The 15,876-nt window shown below is 70.1% G+C and carries 15 protein-coding genes; 8 read left to right on the top strand and 7 right to left on the bottom strand.

The annotated features are described in order from the left end of the window. Positions 1-16: 16 nt before the first annotated feature. The gene (gene mntR, locus R2K23_RS14225; RefSeq protein ID WP_316510249.1) at positions 17-724 is read right to left on the bottom strand and encodes a manganese-binding transcriptional regulator MntR; all 708 of its coding nucleotides are present in this window, start codon (positions 722-724) and stop codon (positions 17-19) included. 121 nt (positions 725-845) lie between these two features. Here mntR and R2K23_RS14220 point away from each other — a divergent pair, with 121 nt between their 5' ends. The 6 genes from R2K23_RS14220 (at position 846) to R2K23_RS14195 (ending at position 7,639) form a co-directional block, all read left to right on the top strand. After that, on the top strand, positions 846-1,823 hold the full coding sequence (locus R2K23_RS14220) for a bifunctional riboflavin kinase/FAD synthetase (RefSeq protein WP_316510248.1): 978 nt from the start codon (positions 846-848) through the stop codon (positions 1,821-1,823). Positions 1,824-1,971: 148 nt separating this feature from the next. Further along, positions 1,972-2,241, top strand: a complete 270-nt coding sequence (rpsO, locus tag R2K23_RS14215; protein ID WP_316510247.1) for a 30S ribosomal protein S15 — start codon at positions 1,972-1,974, stop codon at positions 2,239-2,241. Between the two features lie 14 nt (positions 2,242-2,255). Beyond that, positions 2,256-2,750 (top strand): LppU family putative lipoprotein, encoded by a 495-nt coding sequence (lppU, locus tag R2K23_RS14210; RefSeq protein ID WP_417852486.1) that lies wholly within the window; start codon positions 2,256-2,258, stop codon positions 2,748-2,750. Between the two features lie 290 nt (positions 2,751-3,040). Beyond that, a complete protein-coding gene (locus R2K23_RS14205; RefSeq protein ID WP_316510246.1) occupies positions 3,041-5,314 on the top strand; it encodes a polyribonucleotide nucleotidyltransferase in 2,274 nt (757 codons plus the stop codon). After that, complete coding sequence (locus R2K23_RS14200; protein WP_316510245.1) at positions 5,292-6,620, top strand: M16 family metallopeptidase; 1,329 nt, start codon at positions 5,292-5,294, stop codon at positions 6,618-6,620. Before R2K23_RS14205 ends, R2K23_RS14200 begins: the two co-directional genes overlap by 23 nt. A 2-nt stretch (positions 6,621-6,622) precedes the next feature. Next, entirely contained in the window at positions 6,623-7,639 is a 1,017-nt protein-coding gene (locus R2K23_RS14195; protein ID WP_316510244.1) for a nitronate monooxygenase, read from the top strand. Here R2K23_RS14195 and R2K23_RS14190 read toward each other — a convergent pair whose 3' ends face one another. Continuing rightward, positions 7,640-8,194, bottom strand: coding sequence for a DUF4334 domain-containing protein (locus tag R2K23_RS14190; protein ID WP_316510243.1), 555 nt, complete (start codon positions 8,192-8,194; stop codon positions 7,640-7,642). It lies immediately after the preceding gene. 64 nt (positions 8,195-8,258) lie between these two features. Here R2K23_RS14190 and R2K23_RS14185 point away from each other — a divergent pair, with 64 nt between their 5' ends. Then, positions 8,259-8,636: a YchJ family protein gene (locus tag R2K23_RS14185; RefSeq protein WP_316510242.1), complete on the top strand. Its 378-nt coding sequence runs from the start codon at positions 8,259-8,261 to the stop codon at positions 8,634-8,636. A 6-nt stretch (positions 8,637-8,642) separates the two neighbouring features. Here R2K23_RS14185 and ald read toward each other — a convergent pair whose 3' ends face one another. Further along, complete coding sequence (ald, locus tag R2K23_RS14180) at positions 8,643-9,758, bottom strand: alanine dehydrogenase (RefSeq protein WP_316510241.1); 1,116 nt, start codon at positions 9,756-9,758, stop codon at positions 8,643-8,645. A 162-nt stretch (positions 9,759-9,920) separates the two neighbouring features. Between ald and R2K23_RS14175 the strand changes: the two genes are divergently transcribed. Then, the gene (locus R2K23_RS14175; RefSeq protein WP_316510240.1) at positions 9,921-11,450 is read left to right on the top strand and encodes an acyl-CoA synthetase; all 1,530 of its coding nucleotides are present in this window, start codon (positions 9,921-9,923) and stop codon (positions 11,448-11,450) included. A 9-nt stretch (positions 11,451-11,459) separates the two neighbouring features. On the opposite strand, the gene R2K23_RS14170 is transcribed toward R2K23_RS14175, so the two are convergent. From R2K23_RS14170 to R2K23_RS14155, 4 genes are read right to left on the bottom strand one after another with little or no spacing between them, the layout of a single operon-like run. Next, complete coding sequence (locus R2K23_RS14170; RefSeq protein ID WP_316510239.1) at positions 11,460-12,713, bottom strand: PucR family transcriptional regulator; 1,254 nt, start codon at positions 12,711-12,713, stop codon at positions 11,460-11,462. Positions 12,714-12,723: 10 nt separating this feature from the next. Next, a complete protein-coding gene (locus tag R2K23_RS14165; protein WP_316510238.1) occupies positions 12,724-14,091 on the bottom strand; it encodes a flavin-containing monooxygenase in 1,368 nt (455 codons plus the stop codon). Continuing rightward, positions 14,088-14,990 carry an alpha/beta hydrolase gene (locus R2K23_RS14160; RefSeq protein WP_316510237.1) on the bottom strand — a complete coding sequence of 301 codons (903 nt, stop codon included), beginning with the start codon at positions 14,988-14,990 and terminating at the stop codon, positions 14,088-14,090. The genes R2K23_RS14165 and R2K23_RS14160 overlap by 4 nt, the downstream gene beginning before the upstream one ends. After that, on the bottom strand, positions 14,987-15,769 hold the full coding sequence (locus tag R2K23_RS14155) for an enoyl-CoA hydratase/isomerase family protein (RefSeq protein ID WP_316510236.1): 783 nt from the start codon (positions 15,767-15,769) through the stop codon (positions 14,987-14,989). Before R2K23_RS14155 ends, R2K23_RS14160 begins: the two co-directional genes overlap by 4 nt. Between the last annotated feature and the right edge of the window lie 107 nt (positions 15,770-15,876).

Raw genomic sequence — 15,876 nt, 5'->3', positions numbered from 1 at the left:
CGGCCACGGGCGTAGGTCAAGCGACCACCCAGATGGCCTCGGCCGCCGGGCTGCCCAGATCGACCGTGGTCTTCTCGCCGGCGTGCGATTGCACCGCCACCGAGATCATCCCGGCGAAGTCGCGGCGAGCCAGCACCCGAAGCCGCGCGTCGAGATTGATGCCGACGGTGTCGAAGTACCGCAGCATCTCCGGATCGGCATCGGAGATGCGGGCCACCGTGCCCTCGTCGCCGTCGCCGCAATCGGAGAGCTGCCGGGCCGGCGGGGTCGGCACCTTCCCGTCGGCCGCCGGGATCGGGTCGCCGTGCGGGTCCCGGGTGGGGTAGCCCAGCTTGGCGTCCATCCGGTCGAGCATGCGCTCCGACACGGCATGCTCGAGCACCTCGGCCTCGTCGTGCACCTCATCCCAGCTGTAGCCGAGTTCGTTGACCAGAAAGGTCTCCAACAGCCGGTGCCGGCGCACCATGGACAGCGCGGCCGCGCGGCCCCGCGCGGTCAGCGTCACCGCGCCGTACTTCTCGTGGTGGACCAGCCCCTGACCGGCGAGCTTGCGAATGGACTCCGAGGCGGTGCTCGCCGAGACGCCGATCCGGTCGGCGAGCAGCTTGGTGCTGATCTTTTCCTCCGGCGACCACTCCTGCACGGTCCAGATGACCTTCAAGTAGTCCTGAGCGACCGTGGTCAGCTCGCTGGCACCACTGTCGAGACCATCGTTGGGACTCACGGCATCGAGTTTAGGCAATGGTCACCTCATCTGGGCGCCCAGTGTGATCCCGGTCGCCGCGGGCAGGCCGGATGGGTGACCCGGGCAGACGCGCGGGGCGTCGCATCGTAGGCTTACCGACGTGCAGCGGTGGCGGGGACAAGACGAGATCCCCACGGACTGGGGCCGATGCGTGCTGACCATCGGAGTGTTCGACGGGGTGCACCGCGGACACGCCGAGTTGATCGCGCGCGCGGTCAAGGAGGCCCGTGCCCGCGGCGTACCCGCGGTGCTGATGACCTTCGATCCGCACCCCATGGAAGTGGTCTTCCCCGGCAACCACCCCGCGCAGCTGACCACGCTGACGCGGCGCGCCGAACTCGTCGAGGAACTCGGCATCGACGTCTTCCTGGTGATGCCGTTCACGGCGGACTTCATGAAGCTCACCCCGGAACGCTATGTGCACGAGCTGCTGGTGGAGCGCCTGCACGTGGTGGAGGTGGTGGTCGGCGAGAACTTCACCTTCGGCCGCAAGGCCGCCGGCGATGTCGAGATGCTGCGCGCCGCCGGCGAGCGGTTCGGGTTCTCGGTGCAGGCCATGGGCCTGGTGGCCGAGCAGGACGAGAACAACGGCGTGATCTTCTCCTCCACCTACATCCGGTCCTGCGTGGACGCCGGCGACATGGCGGCGGCCACCGAGGCGCTGGGGCGCCCGCACCGGGTCGAGGGTGTCGTGGTCCGCGGCGACGGCCGCGGCAAGGGGCTGGGCTTCCCCACGGCCAACGTCGCCCCGCCGATGCATTCGGCGATCCCGGCCGACGGCGTCTACGCCGCCTGGTTCACCGTCCTGGGGCACGGGCCGGTGATGGGCACGGTCATTCCGGGCGAGCGGTATCAGGCCGCGGTCTCGGTGGGGACCAACCCGACCTTCTCCGGGCGCACCCGCACCGTGGAGGCCTTCGTCCTCGACACCGCCGCCGACCTGTACGGGCAGCACGTCGCCGTCGACTTCGTCGCCCGTATCCGGGGTCAGGAGAAGTTCGAGTCGGTCGAAGACCTGGTCAAGACCATGCACGTCGACACGGAGAAGGCCCGGACCATCCTGCACGACGCCCGCTAGCGCCGCCGCGCGTCCGGAATCGTCGTTTCGGTACCCGCGCTGTTAAACTCTGCGACGACAATCGACGACGTGTGCTGCAGTTCGCGGTGGCCGCGTCGGGTCCCGCAGGGATTTGATGTTCGCGGACTGAAACAGATGGAGTGAATTCGTGGCGCTTACCGCCGAGCAGAAAAAAGAGATCCTCAGCAGCTACGGCCTGCACGAGACCGACACCGGATCGCCCGAGGCGCAGGTTGCCCTGCTGACCAAGCGCATCACCGATCTCACCGAGCACCTGAAGATGCACAAGCACGACCACCACTCGCGGCGCGGACTGCTGCTGCTGGTGGGTCGCCGTCGCCGGCTGCTCAAGTACGTCGCCCAGGTGGACGTGGCGCGCTACCGTTCCCTCATCGAGCGGTTGGGTCTGCGTCGCTGACCCACCGCCGTGTCATCCCCGCCGTGGTTGTCATCGCGGCGGCATGGGTGACCGGCTGCGCCGAGGTTCCGCCGGCCAACACGCGGGCCAATGACCTGAACGTGGGCGACTGCCTGCGTGTCGGGGGCGCGATCGACCGTCCCGAGGCCCACGAGGTGCCCTGCGGCAGCCCGGAATCCAACTTCAAGGTGGTCGCCACGGTCAACGGACCGGGCGGCGATCAATGCCCCAGCGACGTCGACTCGTTCTACTCGCAGCGCGGCGGTCTGTCCGACAACGTCAGCACCGTGTGCCTGGACATCGACTGGACCGTCGGCGGCTGCATGAGCGTGCATCCCGAGCATCACACCGACCCGGTGCGGGTGGACTGCGCCGATCGGTCGGTGCCGCACCGCCAGCGCGCCACGCAGATCCTCACCGACGTCGCCAACGTCGATCAGTGCCTGAGCGGGCAGGGTTACGCCTACGAGCAGCGGGAGTTCACCGTCTGCGTGGAGAATCTCCGTTGACGCGCCCCTACCTGCGGGTTTGTCCGGACCGGATTCGTCGCGGTGTAGAGTAGGGCTGTTCCGCGTCCGTATCGGCCGGGACACGGTGCGGTTCGCGCAGACCGCGCGCACCGTTCCAGCGCGTCACTGCATCCCCTTCGAGGGGGAGGTCGCCGATGGTGTGGGCGGTCTTCGGTAGTGGCTGCCGGGGGAATTCCGGCAGCTTCGATCGACGGCCGCAGCCGCATCTGGTGTCCTGACGCGTGACGACGCAAAACAGTTGAATAACCAGAGAGGGCATGCGGACATCTATGTCTGTTGCTGAGATTGACGAAGGCGTGTTCGAATCGACCGCCGTCATTGACAACGGGAGCTTCGGCACCCGCACCATCCGTTTCGAGACCGGCCGGCTGGCCCAGCAGGCCGCCGGCGCCGTCGTGGCCTACCTCGACGACGAGACCATGTTGTTGAGCGCCACCACCGCCAGCAAGACCCCCAAGGACCATTTCGATTTCTTCCCCTTGACGATCGACGTCGAGGAGCGGATGTATGCCGCCGGCCGCATCCCCGGATCCTTCTTCCGTCGCGAGGGCCGCCCGTCCACCGACGCGATCCTGACCTGTCGCCTGATCGACCGGCCGCTGCGGCCCACGTTCGTCAGCGGGCTGCGTAACGAGATCCAGGTCGTGGTGACCATCCTGAGCCTCGACCCCAAGGATCTCTACGACGTGCTGGCCATCAACGCCGCGTCGGCCTCCACCCAGATCTCCGGCCTGCCGTTCTCCGGCCCGGTCGGCGGTGTGCGCGTGGCGCTGATCGACGGGCAGTGGGTGGCGTTCCCCGATGTCGAGCAGCTCGAGCGGGCGGTGTTCGACATGGTCGTCGCCGGTCGCGTCGTGTCCGACGGCTCCGGCAACGACGACGTCGCGATCATGATGGTCGAGGCCGAGGCCACCGACAACGTCATCGACCTGGTCGCCGGTGGCGCCGCGGCGCCCACCGAGACGGTGGTGGCCGAGGGTCTCGAGGCCGCCAAGCCGTTCATCGCCGCGCTGTGCAAGGCGCAGCAGGAGCTGCACGAGGCCGCCGGTAAGGAGACGGCCGAGTACCCGTTGTTCCCCGAGTACGGCGAGGACGTCTACTACTCGGTGGCCTCGGTGGCCACCGACGAGTTGTCCGCGGCGCTGACCATCGCGAACAAGAACGAGCGCAACGACCGCACCGACGAGATCAAGGTCGAGGTGCTCGAGCGGCTCGCCGAGACCTACGAGGGGCGCGAGAAGGAGATCGGCGCCGCCTACCGGGCGCTGACCAAAAAGCTTGTCCGCCAGCGGATCCTGACCGATCACTTCCGCATCGACGGCCGCGGCGTCACCGATATCCGGGCGCTGTCCGCCGAGGTTGCGATCATCCCGCGCGCGCACGGCAGCGCCCTGTTCGAGCGCGGCGAGACCCAGATCATGGGTGTCACCACCCTCGACATGGTCAAGATGGCCCAGCAGATCGACTCGCTGGGGCCGGAGACCTCCAAGCGCTACATGCACCACTACAACTTCCCGCCGTACTCGACCGGTGAGACCGGTCGCGTCGGCTCGCCCAAGCGCCGCGAGATCGGCCACGGGGCGCTCGCCGAGCGGGCCCTGATGCCCGTGCTGCCGAGCGTCGAGGAGTTCCCGTACGCCATCCGGCAGGTCTCTGAGGCGCTGAGCTCCAACGGCTCCACCTCGATGGGTTCGGTGTGTGCCTCCACGCTGTCGCTGCTGAACGCCGGTGTGCCGCTGAAGGCGCCGGTGGCCGGCATCGCCATGGGCCTGGTCTCCGACGACGTAGAGGTCGACGGGGTGGTGGAGCGCCGCTTCGTCACGCTGACCGACATCCTCGGCGCCGAGGATGCCTTCGGCGACATGGACTTCAAGTGCGCGGGCACCAAGGACTTCGTCACCGCCCTGCAGTTGGACACCAAGCTCGACGGGATCCCCTCGCAGGTGCTCGCGGGTGCGTTGGCCCAGGCCAAGGATGCCCGGATCACCATCCTCGAGGTGATGGCCGAGGCCATCGACGCTCCGGACGAGATGAGCCCGTACGCACCCCGGATCACCACCATCAAGGTGCCGGTCGACAAGATCGGCGAGGTGATCGGGCCCAAGGGCAAGATGATCAACTCGATCACCGAGGAGACCGGCGCGTCGATCTCCATCGAGGACGACGGCACGGTGTTCGTCGGCGCGTCCAACGGCGAGTCGGCGCAGGCCGCGATCGACAAGATCAACGCCATCGCCAATCCGCAGCTGCCCAAGGTGGGTGAGCGGTTCCTCGGGACCGTCGTCAAGACCACCGATTTCGGCGCGTTCGTGTCGCTGCTGCCGGGTCGCGACGGCCTGGTGCACATCTCGAAGTTGGGCCGCGGCAAGCGGATCGCCAAGGTCGAGGATGTTGTCAAGGTCGGTGACAAGCTGCGCGTCGAGATCGCCGACATCGACAACCGCGGCAAGATCTCGCTGATCCTGGTCGCCGAGGAGGACGCCGCGGCAGAGGCACCGGAGGGCACTCCGGCGTCTGCAGATGTTGCGACCGCCGACGCCTAGAGCCGACGGGGCGGCGCACGACCACACGGCCGTGCGCCGCACCACCCTCCCGGGTGGTCTGCGCGTTGTCACCGAGTTCGTGCCGTCGGTGCGGTCGGCCTCGGTCGGGGTGTGGGTCGGCATCGGCTCCCGCGACGAGGGCCGCACCGTGGCCGGCGCCGCGCATTTCCTCGAACACCTGCTGTTCAAGTCGACACCGACCCGCAGTGCCGTCGACATCGCCCAGGCGGTGGACGCCGTCGGCGGGGAACTGAACGCCTTCACGGCCAAAGAGCACACCTGCTACTACGCCCACGTGCTCGACACCGACCTGGCGTTGGCCGTCGATCTGGTCGCCGATGTCGTGCTCAACGGCCGGTGTGCCGCCGAGGACGTCGAACTCGAGCGCGATGTCGTGCTCGAGGAGATCGCGATGCGCGACGACGATCCCGAGGACACCCTGGCCGACGTGTTCATGTCGGCGATGTTCGGCACGCACCCGGTGGGGCGGCCGGTGATCGGCAGCATCGAGTCGATCTCGGCGATGACGCGCACCCAGCTGCACTCCTTCCATCTGCGCCGCTACACCCCGGAACGGATGGTCGTCGCGGTGGCCGGCAACGTCGATCACGACGAGGTGGTCGCCCTGGTGCGCGAGCATTTCGCCCGGCGGATCGTCGAGGGCCGCACCGCGGCCGCGCCGCGCGCCGGCACCGGCCGGGTGCCCGGAACCCCCACCCTGCAGCTGGTCAGCCGGGACGCCGAACAGACCCACCTGATGCTGGGCGTGCGCGCCCCGGGCCGCAACTGGCGGCACCGGTGGGCCTTGGCCGTGCTGAACAATGCGTTGGGCGGCGGCTTGAGTTCCCGGTTGTTCCAACAGATTCGGGAGTCCCGCGGGCTGGCCTACTCGGTGTACTCGATGGTGGACACGTTCGCCGACACCGGCGCGCTGTCGGTCTACGCCGGTTGCCTGCCGGAGCGTTTCGACGAGGTGGTCACGGTGGCCACCGACGTGCTGGGGCAGGTGGCCACCGACGGCATCACCGAACAGGAGTGCCGCATCGCCAAGGGGTCCCTGCGCGGGGGACTGGTTCTGGGCCTCGAGGATTCCGCCTCGCGGATGCACCGGATCGGCCGTAGCGAGATCAACTACGGCGAACATCGCAGTCTGGACGACACGCTGGCCCACATCGACGCGGTGACCCTCGACGAGGTGAACGCCGTGGCTCGCAACCTGCTCGCGCAGCCCGTGGGGGCCGCGGTGCTGGGGCCGCGGGCCTCGCGCGCTGCCCTGCCCCGACGTCTCACGGCGATAGCGGGATAGCCATGTCGTTCGCCCTGGCCGATCTCGCGGTGCCGCTGGTCGGGGCGCCGATGGCGGGCGGGCCGGGGACCCCGGAGCTGGCCGCCGCGGTGTCGAACGCGGGCGGGCTCGGCTTCGTCGCGGCCGGTTACCTGAGCGCGCAGCGGCTCGCCGATGATCTGCGCGCGGCCCGCGCCGCCGGCACCGGTCCGGTGGGCGTCAATCTCTTTGTGCCGCAGCCCAGTGTCGCGCAACCGGCCGAACTGCAGCGCTACCGCGACGCCCTGGTTCCGGAGGCCGTCCGCTACGGCGTGGAACTGGGGCCGGCCCGCTGGGACGACGACGGGTGGGCGGAGAAGCTCGAGGCCGTCGCCGATCTGCGTCCCGAGGCGGTGTCGTTCACCTTCGCCCTGCCGGATCGCCTTGTGCTGCAACGCTTGCGCGAGCTCGGCATCTACACGCTGATGACCGTCACCAAGGCCGCCGAGGCCGAGGCGGCGGTGGCCCAGGGCATCGATGCGCTGGTGGTGCAGGGACCCGAGGCCGGCGGGCACCGGGGGAGCTGGGATCCCGTCGAGCGGCCCGCGGCGCAGCCGCTCGGCGAACTGGTGGCGGCGGTGCGCCGCGTCGTCGAGGTGCCGATGGTCGCGGCCGGCGGTCTGGGTACGGTGGCGGCGGTCGCCGCGGTGCTCGACCGGGGCGCCGACGCGGCGCAGCTGGGCACCGCGTTGCTGCTCAGCGACGAGGCGGGCACCAATGCTGTGCACCGCGCCGCGCTGACCTCAGCGCAGTTCACCGAAACCGCGGTGACGCGGGTGTTTTCGGGCCGGTACGCGCGCGGTCTGCGCAACGAATTCCTCCGTCGCTTCGACGACACCGCCCCGGCGGGATACCCCGAGGTGCACCATATGGCGGCGCCGCTGCGCCGCGCCGCCGTCGCCGCCGGGGATCCGGACTGGACGAATCTGTGGGCGGGAACGGCGTTCGCCACGGCGATGCGGGGTCCGGCCGCGGCGGTGCTCGCCGCGCTCACCCCGTGATCAACGCACCGGCAGGGAATCGTCGCGGCGCAGCACGAAAAAGTACGGTCGCGCGACGCCCCGCAGATCCATGGCGCCGATGACACTCTGGTCGTCGAGGCGCCGGAAGACGTCGTTGATGGGCAGCTGGTCGTAGATCATGGTGGCGGTGTCGACGCCGCGATAGCGCGTGGTGCGCAACCGCGCCTTGGGGCCGCGGGCCTGCAGCACCGGCCGCCCGGCGACGATCGCGGTGGTGAAGTTGCGCTGCTTGAGGCCCGGGAACCGGCCCGCCAGGCCGAGGCCACCGAACGCCGGCAGCGGGTTCAACGGCCACAGCGCGCTGCCGTCGGCGGTGCGAAACAGCAAGGGGTGGACCGTTTCGGCGTCCCGGAACTGTTTACCCCACCAGCCGCTGGCCGCCAGCAGACCGTCGAGCGGGTGGCCGGTGGGCAGCTCGGCGCCATGCCAGGTGCCGATCATGAACTCCGGATCCACCGCGGGTGCCGCGTCGAAGATGGCGAGCGCGCCGTCGGTGCCGGTCGGGGCGTCGGGCAAGACGTCGTCGAGAAGCATGGACCCACTGTACTTGACAGGTGTCAACTGTGGGTCCGATTGAGGTGGAGGGCACACTGGGGCGGTGCGTTCCACGAACCCCTGCCCCTGCGGCAGCGACACCCTGTTCGGCCGCTGTTGCCTGCCCCTGCATCTCGGGGAGCGGTTGCCCGCCACCGCCGAGGAGTTGATGCGCGCCCGCTACAGCGCCTACGCCACCGCCAACCTGGACTACGTCTGGGCCAGCTGGCATCCCCGCACCCGGCCCGCTGACCTGGACGCCGAGGACGGCGTGGACTGGGTGAGCGTGCAGATCGTCGACACCGCGGCCGGTCGCGCCGGCGACGACGCGGGCGAGGTGGAGTTCATCGCCCGGCACCGTGACGGCGTGCTGCACGAACGCTCCCGGTTTCGCGTGCGTGCCGGACGGTGGTTCTACGTCGACGGCGACCTGTTGGCCTGAGCGGCTTCAGGCCAACACCGCCGCGGGGTCGGTGAACGCCAGACCGAGATCGACGGCCACCCGCTCGGACAGCAGGGCGCCGTCATGGGTCGACAAGCCGTGCGCCAGTGCGGAGTCCGCGCGGCAGGCGCGCCGCCAGCCCTGGTCGGCCAGCTTCAGTACGAAGGGCATGGTGGCGTTGCTCAGCGCGAACGTCGCGGTGCGCGGCACCACACCCGGCATGTTGGTCACGCAGTAGAACACGCTGTCGTGCACGGTGTAGGTCGGGTGGTCGTGGGTGGTCGGACGCGAATCCTCGAAGCAGCCGCCCTGATCGATGGCGATGTCGACCAGAACCGAACCGGGCTTCATCTGCGCGACAAGTGCATTGGAGACCAGCTTGGGGGCGCGGGAGCCCGGGACCAGGACCGCGCCGATCAGCAGATCGGCATCCCGGGCCGCCGCCTCGAGCTCGAAGGCCGACGAATGCCGGGTCTGGATCCGCCCGGCGAATTCGGCGTCGAGCTCGCGCAGCCGGGCGAGGTTGACGTCGAACACCGTGACCTGGGCGCCCATCCCGGCAGCGACCCGCGCGGCGTTGTAGCCGGCGGTGCCGGCACCGATCACCATCACCTGCGCGGGGACCACGCCGGGCACACCGCCCATCAGGACGCCGCGGCCGCCCTGGGTCTTCATCAGCTGGTAGGCGCCCACCTGGGCCGCCAGCCGGCCGGCGACCTCGCTCATGGGCGCCAGCAACGGAAGGGATCCGTCGGGCAGCTGGACGGTCTCGTAGGCGATCGCCGTGGTGCCGGCCGCCAGCAGCGCCTGGGTGCACGCCGTCGACGCCGCCAGGTGCAGGAAGGTGAACAACGTCTGCCCCCGGCGCAGGCGCGGGTACTCCGCCGCCACGGGTTCCTTGACCTTGAGCACCAGCTCGGCCTCGGCCCACACCTGTTCGGCGTCGGCCGCGATGCACGCACCGGCGGCCGCGTAATCCTGGTCGGAGATCGCCGAACCCACACCGGCGCCACCCTCGACGAGCACCTCGTGGCCGTGCCGGGTCAGGTCGGCGACCCCGGCCGGGGTGATGGCCACCCGGAACTCGTTGTTCTTGATCTCTGTCGGTACTCCGACTCGCATGACCCCCACCCTAATGCCGGGGCGCCCGCCGGCCGGGGCGGTGTCGGATTGTGCACGCTGCCAAACATTCGGGGAGTTCTGCATCGCCTGCAACATCGGGCCTATCCCGGCGCGCAGCCCGCATACGGTGGGGGCCACGAACACGGACAGGGGTGTGAGGCAATGTATTTGACCCAGGGACTGCATCGCGGTCTGCAACAGACCCCCGAGCGGGAGATGATGGTCTGTGGCGGGCGGTCCCGCAGCTTCCGGGAGGTGGCCGACCGGGTCGCCCGCCTGGCTCGAGGTCTGATCGACCTGGGCGTGCGCGCCGGCGACCGAGTCGCGATGCTGGCGTTGAACTCCGACCGCTACCACGAATACCTGTTCGCGGTGCCGTGGGCCGACGCGGTGTTGGTGCCGCTCAACACGCGGTGGAGTGTGGCCGAGATCGGGTACGCACTAAACGATTCCGGCACCACGGTGCTGTTCCTCGACGAGGCCCACGCCCACCTTTCTTCAGCGCTGTGCGAGCTCTGTCCGCAGCTGTCCACCGTCGTCTACTGCGGCGACGGTTCGAGTCCCGAGAACGCCGTGGACTACGAGGACATTGTGGCCGGCGCTCCCGCGGCGCGGGACGTCCGGCGCGGCGGTGACCAGCTGGCCGGCATCTTCTACACCGGCGGCACCACCGGCGACCCCAAGGGGGTGATGCTCTCGCACGCCGCCATGGCGACGTCCTGGTTGGGCGCCATCGCCTCCGGTCATGTGTTCGCGGCGGGGCAGCGAACCCGCGCCCTGCATGCCGCACCGATGTTCCATCTGGCAGGTCTGGCGGCGTGGGGAGCCGCCACCCTGCTCGGCGGCACGCACGTGATCGAGCCGCGGTTCGACCCCGTCGCGGTCTTCGCCGCCGTCGAATCCCAGCGCGTCACCGACCTCGCGCTGGTCCCGACGATGATCCAGGCGATGGTCGACCACCCGGACCTGTCCGACTACGACCTGTCCAGCGTGCGCGCGGCGCTCTACGGCGCCTCGCCGATCTCGCAGACGCTGCTCGAACGTGCCGCTGCGGCGCTGCCGCAGGCCGCGTTCACCCAGGCCTACGGCATGACCGAATTGGCGCCGATCGCAACGCTGCTCGGTCCCGAGGAGCACACCATGGCCCACCTGCGCAGCTCGGCGGGCCGGCCCGCGCCCAACTGTGAGGTCCGCATCGTCGACGAGACCGGCGCCGAGGCGCCCCGCGGCATGGTCGGGGAGATCGTGGTGCGCGGCGGCAACGTCATGCTCGGCTACTGGAACAAGCCCGCGGAGACCGCCGCGGCGCTGCGCGACGGCTGGCTGCACACCGGCGACGGCGGGTATCTGGACGCCGACGGCTATCTGTTTGTCGTGGACCGGATCAAGGACATGATCGTGACCGGTGGGGAGAACGTGTACTCGGTCGAGGTGGAGAACGCCGTGGCCCGCCACCCCGCGGTCGCCGGGTGCGCGGTCATCGGCATCCCGGATGCGCGGTGGGGAGAGCGCGTCCACGCCGTCGTGGTACTGCGGCCCGGCGCCCACGCGACCGAGGCGCAGATCCGCGATCACGTCAAGGGATCCATCGCCGGGTACAAGGCGCCGGGCAGCGTCGAGTTCGTCGATGCGCTACCGGTGTCGGGTGCCGGCAAGGTACTCAAACGCGAACTGCGCCAACGCTACCGGTGAGGACGTCGGTCAGGGGTAGTCCGGTTCGGCGGGCAGCATGTCCGCGCCGAAGGTCGCGGTGAGCAGCAATGCCACCTCCACGTCCAGTCGTCGCTGCTCCAGCGGATGGCCGAGCAACGCCTCGATGCGCTGCAATCGGTACAGGACCGTGTTGCGATGCATGAACAGCCGTTCGCTGGCGCGCCGGGTGTTGCCACCCTCCTGCAGGAACACCCACAGGGTTTCGCGCAACTGCTCCGCCGCGGTGGTCCGGGCGGCGAGCTCGCCGAGGGTGCGGGCCACGAACCGTCGGGCCTCCTCCTCGTCACCGGCGAGCAGCGCCACCGTGGCCACATCGGCATGCCGCGTCAGCCGCGGCGGCGCCGGCATCCGGGCGGCGACCCGGCGGGCCCGCTGCGCCTGCTCATGGCTGATCCGGAACCCGTCGACGCCCTCGGTGGTCTGGCCGGCCGCGATCAGCACCTCCGACTTCGGCAATCTGTCCGCACATTCGGCGAGTCGGTCGAGGTCCGGGGTGCCGGCGATCCAGGCCCACATCGCGCACGTCCCGGCGGGCACCATCAGCATCCGCGGCGCTCCGGCCGCCGCGGTGAGCGCGGTCAGGCACCCGGCCAGCGCACCGAGTTGCAGGTTCACCTCGCCGTGCGAGGGCATCCAGGCGACCAGCGCGGTCTGGGGCGCCCGCAGGTCGTGGTTGAGCTGGCGGCCGGCGTGCTCGACGGGGATGCGGTCGCCGCGCAACAGCCGCTCGACGACCGCGGTGCGTCGCGCCGCCTCCCCGAGGACCCATCGGTCCCGCTCGCGTTCGTAATCGGAGACCAGTTGTGCGACAACGCGGTCGAGGTACACGTTCAGCTCGTCGAAGCTGCGGTGGAGCGCCTCGATGAACACCTGCTGCTCGGTGAGGCGCTGGGCGAGGACGTCCATCCAGAGGCGCGAGAACAGCGTCTGCCCCACGCGGTAGGACTGGATCAGCGATTCCAGCGGCAGCTGCCGGCGCGCGACGGTCGAGGCGAACGCGGTGACCTCCGGCCGGATGGGCACCTGCTCGGCCACCGTCTCGGCTCGGAACACCGAAAGCATCGCCGCCACATTCCCGTACGCGCTGGCCTCCACCTCGCGGATCAGGTCGTCGTCGTCGAAGAACTCGGGGACCGAACCCGCCAACTGCTCGCTGAGCGCGACGGCAACCTCGTCGGCCCGGGCGGCCAGGTCCTGGGCGCACGCGACGATCGCGTCCTCGGCGGTACCCACACTGACCACCGCCGAGATCTTACTGCTCCCGGCGCGCGGTCAGTTCGACTTCGGGCAAACCGGTTGCCGCGGAATCCATTCGGGACCGCGCACGCCGGCGCTGCGACCGGATCTCGCGCCGCAGCGTCTTCAGATAGCGGTGGTGGTCGACCTGGACGGTGTGGCGGGTGGAGTCGACGAAACGCTTGCGCAGCCAGCGCTGGTCGGCCTCGATCGCGGCGCGCATCTGCTCGGCGCTGGGCAGGGCGCAGCGGCCAGCGAGCAGTTCACCGATCCATTTGCCCTGCAGTTCGGCCAGCGGCTGGATGGCTCCCAGCGGTTGGCACAGGCCGACGAAGAACAGGCCGGGGCGGTCCGGGTCGACGACACGGTGGTACAGCGCGATCTGGTTGTCCGGTGCCGAGACGTAGGCCTCGTCGAAGAACGGAAAGGTGATCCGATAGCCGGTGGCGCAGACGATGACATCGACGTCCTCGACGCTGCCGTCGGCGAAGCGGACCCGGTCACCGAGCAGTTCGACGATCTGCGGCTTGGGGGTGATCCGGCCCAACCGCAGTTCGTCCATCAGGCCCGCCGACATGGTCGGATGGGCATCGCCGAAGGAATGGTCCGGCGCCGGCAGTCCGTAGTCCTGCGCGCGGCCGTTCGCCAGTCGCATCAGCGCGCCCAGCAGAATGCGGCCGGGCTTGTGTGACGCGCAATCCAGCAGCCAGGTCGGCGGCGCCATCCCGAAGACGAACTTCGGCATGATGTGGGCACCGCGGCGCACCGACAGGTAGGTCTTCTCGGCCAGATGTGCTGCCTCGCAGGCGATGTCGACGGCGCTGTTGCCGATCCCGACCACCACCACCCGCTTGCCGGCCAGGAATGCCGCGTCGCGGTAGTCCCGGGAATGCATGAGGGTGCCCGCGAAGGATCCCGGGAACATCGGTTCCGGCATGCGTGCGTCCCAGTGGTGGCCGTTGGCGACGAGAACCTGGTCGTAGAACCGGGTGCGGCCGTCGGCCAACTGCACCTCGAACCCGCCGCTGCCGGTCGGTGTCACCCGGGTGACCTCGGTCTGAAACTGGATGTGGCGGTGGAGACCGTGATGTCGCGCATAGTCGTCGAAGTAGCGCGCGAAATCCCAGTGGCTCGGGTAGGCCGGCAGGTCATCGGGCATCGGGAAGTCGTGGTAACCCATGTAGGCCTTCGGCGCATTGGAACTCAGGGTGCGATACGCCGCGGCGACCCCGCTCGGATTGTCGAAGACCCACAGGCCGCCCACCCGGTCGCTCTTCTCGTAGCAGTCGAATTCCACGCCGGCGCCCTTCAACCCGGCGCAGGCGGCCAGGCCCGCCGACCCGGCTCCGATCACGCAGGCCCGGGGGCCGTTGGTGGCAGTCATGATGCTGTCCTTTCTGACAGGGACGACAGGAACGAGATCTGGTCCTCGACCACGGCATCGAAGGCCGATCCGGAGTCATAGACGTCGAAGTGCCCGACATCGGGATACACGCGCACCTCGGCGCCGGCGCGTCGTGCCGCGGCCAGCGCCAGATCCGCGGGCGCGCTGTGGTCCGCGCCGCCGACCTGAACCAGCAACGGACAACGGATGTCGGATGCGCGCAGCCCGGGCCGGTACCCGGGCACGCTCAGCAGCATCCGCGCCGCAAACTCGTTGCGCCACAGCGGCGCCTGCCCGGCGGCGGCCAGATAACCCGGCTGCGCGTCCGGGGTGGTGAGCATCGCGACCGTCCCCGGCGCCCCGACGGCCGGCAGCAGCACCGGGGCGCGTCCGACGCGGGCACCCAGCACATCGCGGACGGCGGCCGCGCCGAGCCGGACCGCGCTCCCGGCCGTGAGCTGATGGCGCATCCGCAGCAGCGTCGCCCAGCCGTCGACAATCGGGGTGAGGGCGAGGGCGCCGAGCAGGTCACGCCGCTGCGCGGCAACGGCGAAGACGTGGCCACCCGACAGTGACGTGCCCCAGATGCACACGCCGTCAACATCATTCAGTCGGTGGGCGGCGTCGAGCGCCGCGTGGTAGTCCCGGCGTTGGGCGGCGAAGTCGATGACCTGGCGGGGCTGTCCACCGGATGCGCCGAAGCCGCGGTAGTCGAAACACAGCGCGTCGACCCCGGCCGCGGCGAAGCGCTCGCCGAAGCCGACCAGGCCGGCGTCCCGGGTGCCGCAGAAGCCGTGGGCCATCACCACGCAGGGGCGTCGGCCCGGACCGGGCGCCACGTAGTGCCAGCCGGCGATGGTGGTGGTGCCGACCGGAATCTGGAGCTCGCGGCGGGTCATCGCCGGGCCTGCGGACTGTTGGCGCCGGGGGCGGCGAGGAACTTGCGATAGGCGGCGGCGAACTCCGGCGTCGCGATGCACTGCAGTTGTGCCTCGAGTTCGGCGTCCAGGGACTCGGCCCAGGCCGGCCGCGCGGCGCGGTCGATGATGCGCTTGGCCAGGCCGTTGGCGGTGGTCGAGCAGACCAGCAGTTCCTCGGTCAACGCCGCGGTGGCGGCGGCCAGCCCCGCTGCCGGGGCCACGCGGTTGGCGATGCCGAGTCGGCCGGCCCGCGTCCCGTCGATCATCGCGGAGGTCAGGATCAGCTCCTTGGCCCGGCCCGTCCCGATCAGCGCCGCCAACCGTCCCGAGCCGCCGACATCGGGGACCACGCCCATCCGGGTCTCCGGCAGCCCCAGCGTCGCGTCGCCGGCGACCACCCGCAGGTCGCAGGCCAGCGCCAGTTCGAACCCGGCGCCGATCGCCCAGCCGTGCACGCTGGCCACCGTCGGTATCGGCAGCGCCTCGAGTCGGTCGTAGGCGGCGACGAACGCGCCCCGAATCCGCCGCAGACCGTCCGGCGTGGCCAGCCGCTGCAGGGTTCGTGCGTCGATGCCGGAACTGAAGCCGGGGCCCTCGCCCCGGACCACCACGGCACCGATGCCGGTCGCCGATTCTAGCTCGGCCACGGCCTGCTCGAGGTCGGCGATGAGCTCCTCGTCGAGAGCGTTGCGCCGCTGGGGGCGCGCCAACACCAGGTGCGCGACCCTACCGTCGCGCTCGATCCGAACTGCAGCCATGGTTGCCAGCCAACCGCCGATTCCCGGCGTGGGCCATGGTGCGCTGCACAGAGCTACCCGGCCGGCTTGTGCAGGCGTCGGAGAACACCGGACGGCCCGGCCAGTAG

The sequence above is a fragment of the Mycolicibacterium sp. MU0050 genome (genome assembly GCF_963378085.1).
GTDB classification, from domain to species: Bacteria; Actinomycetota; Actinomycetes; order Mycobacteriales; family Mycobacteriaceae; genus Mycobacterium; species Mycobacterium wendilense.
The sequence above is the reverse complement of the archived record's forward strand: the minus strand, read 5'-3'. Positions and strand labels throughout refer to the sequence as shown.

Excerpts from the sequence above, each read along its gene's own strand:
- R2K23_RS14200 (WP_316510245.1), top strand. The coding sequence starts at position 5,292 with ATGTTGCGACCGCCGACGCCTAGAGCCGACGGGGCGGCGCACGACCAC.
- ald (WP_316510241.1), bottom strand. The coding sequence starts at position 9,758 with ATGCGAGTCGGAGTACCGACAGAGATCAAGAACAACGAGTTCCGGGTG.
- R2K23_RS14165 (WP_316510238.1), bottom strand. The coding sequence starts at position 14,091 with ATGACTGCCACCAACGGCCCCCGGGCCTGCGTGATCGGAGCCGGGTCG.
- R2K23_RS14190 (WP_316510243.1), bottom strand. The coding sequence starts at position 8,194 with ATGCTTCTCGACGACGTCTTGCCCGACGCCCCGACCGGCACCGACGGC.
- R2K23_RS14155 (WP_316510236.1), bottom strand. The coding sequence starts at position 15,769 with ATGGCTGCAGTTCGGATCGAGCGCGACGGTAGGGTCGCGCACCTGGTG.
- R2K23_RS14160 (WP_316510237.1), bottom strand. The coding sequence starts at position 14,990 with ATGACCCGCCGCGAGCTCCAGATTCCGGTCGGCACCACCACCATCGCC.
- R2K23_RS14175 (WP_316510240.1), top strand. The coding sequence starts at position 9,921 with ATGTATTTGACCCAGGGACTGCATCGCGGTCTGCAACAGACCCCCGAG.
- R2K23_RS14205 (WP_316510246.1), top strand. The coding sequence starts at position 3,041 with ATGTCTGTTGCTGAGATTGACGAAGGCGTGTTCGAATCGACCGCCGTC.
- R2K23_RS14195 (WP_316510244.1), top strand. The coding sequence starts at position 6,623 with ATGTCGTTCGCCCTGGCCGATCTCGCGGTGCCGCTGGTCGGGGCGCCG.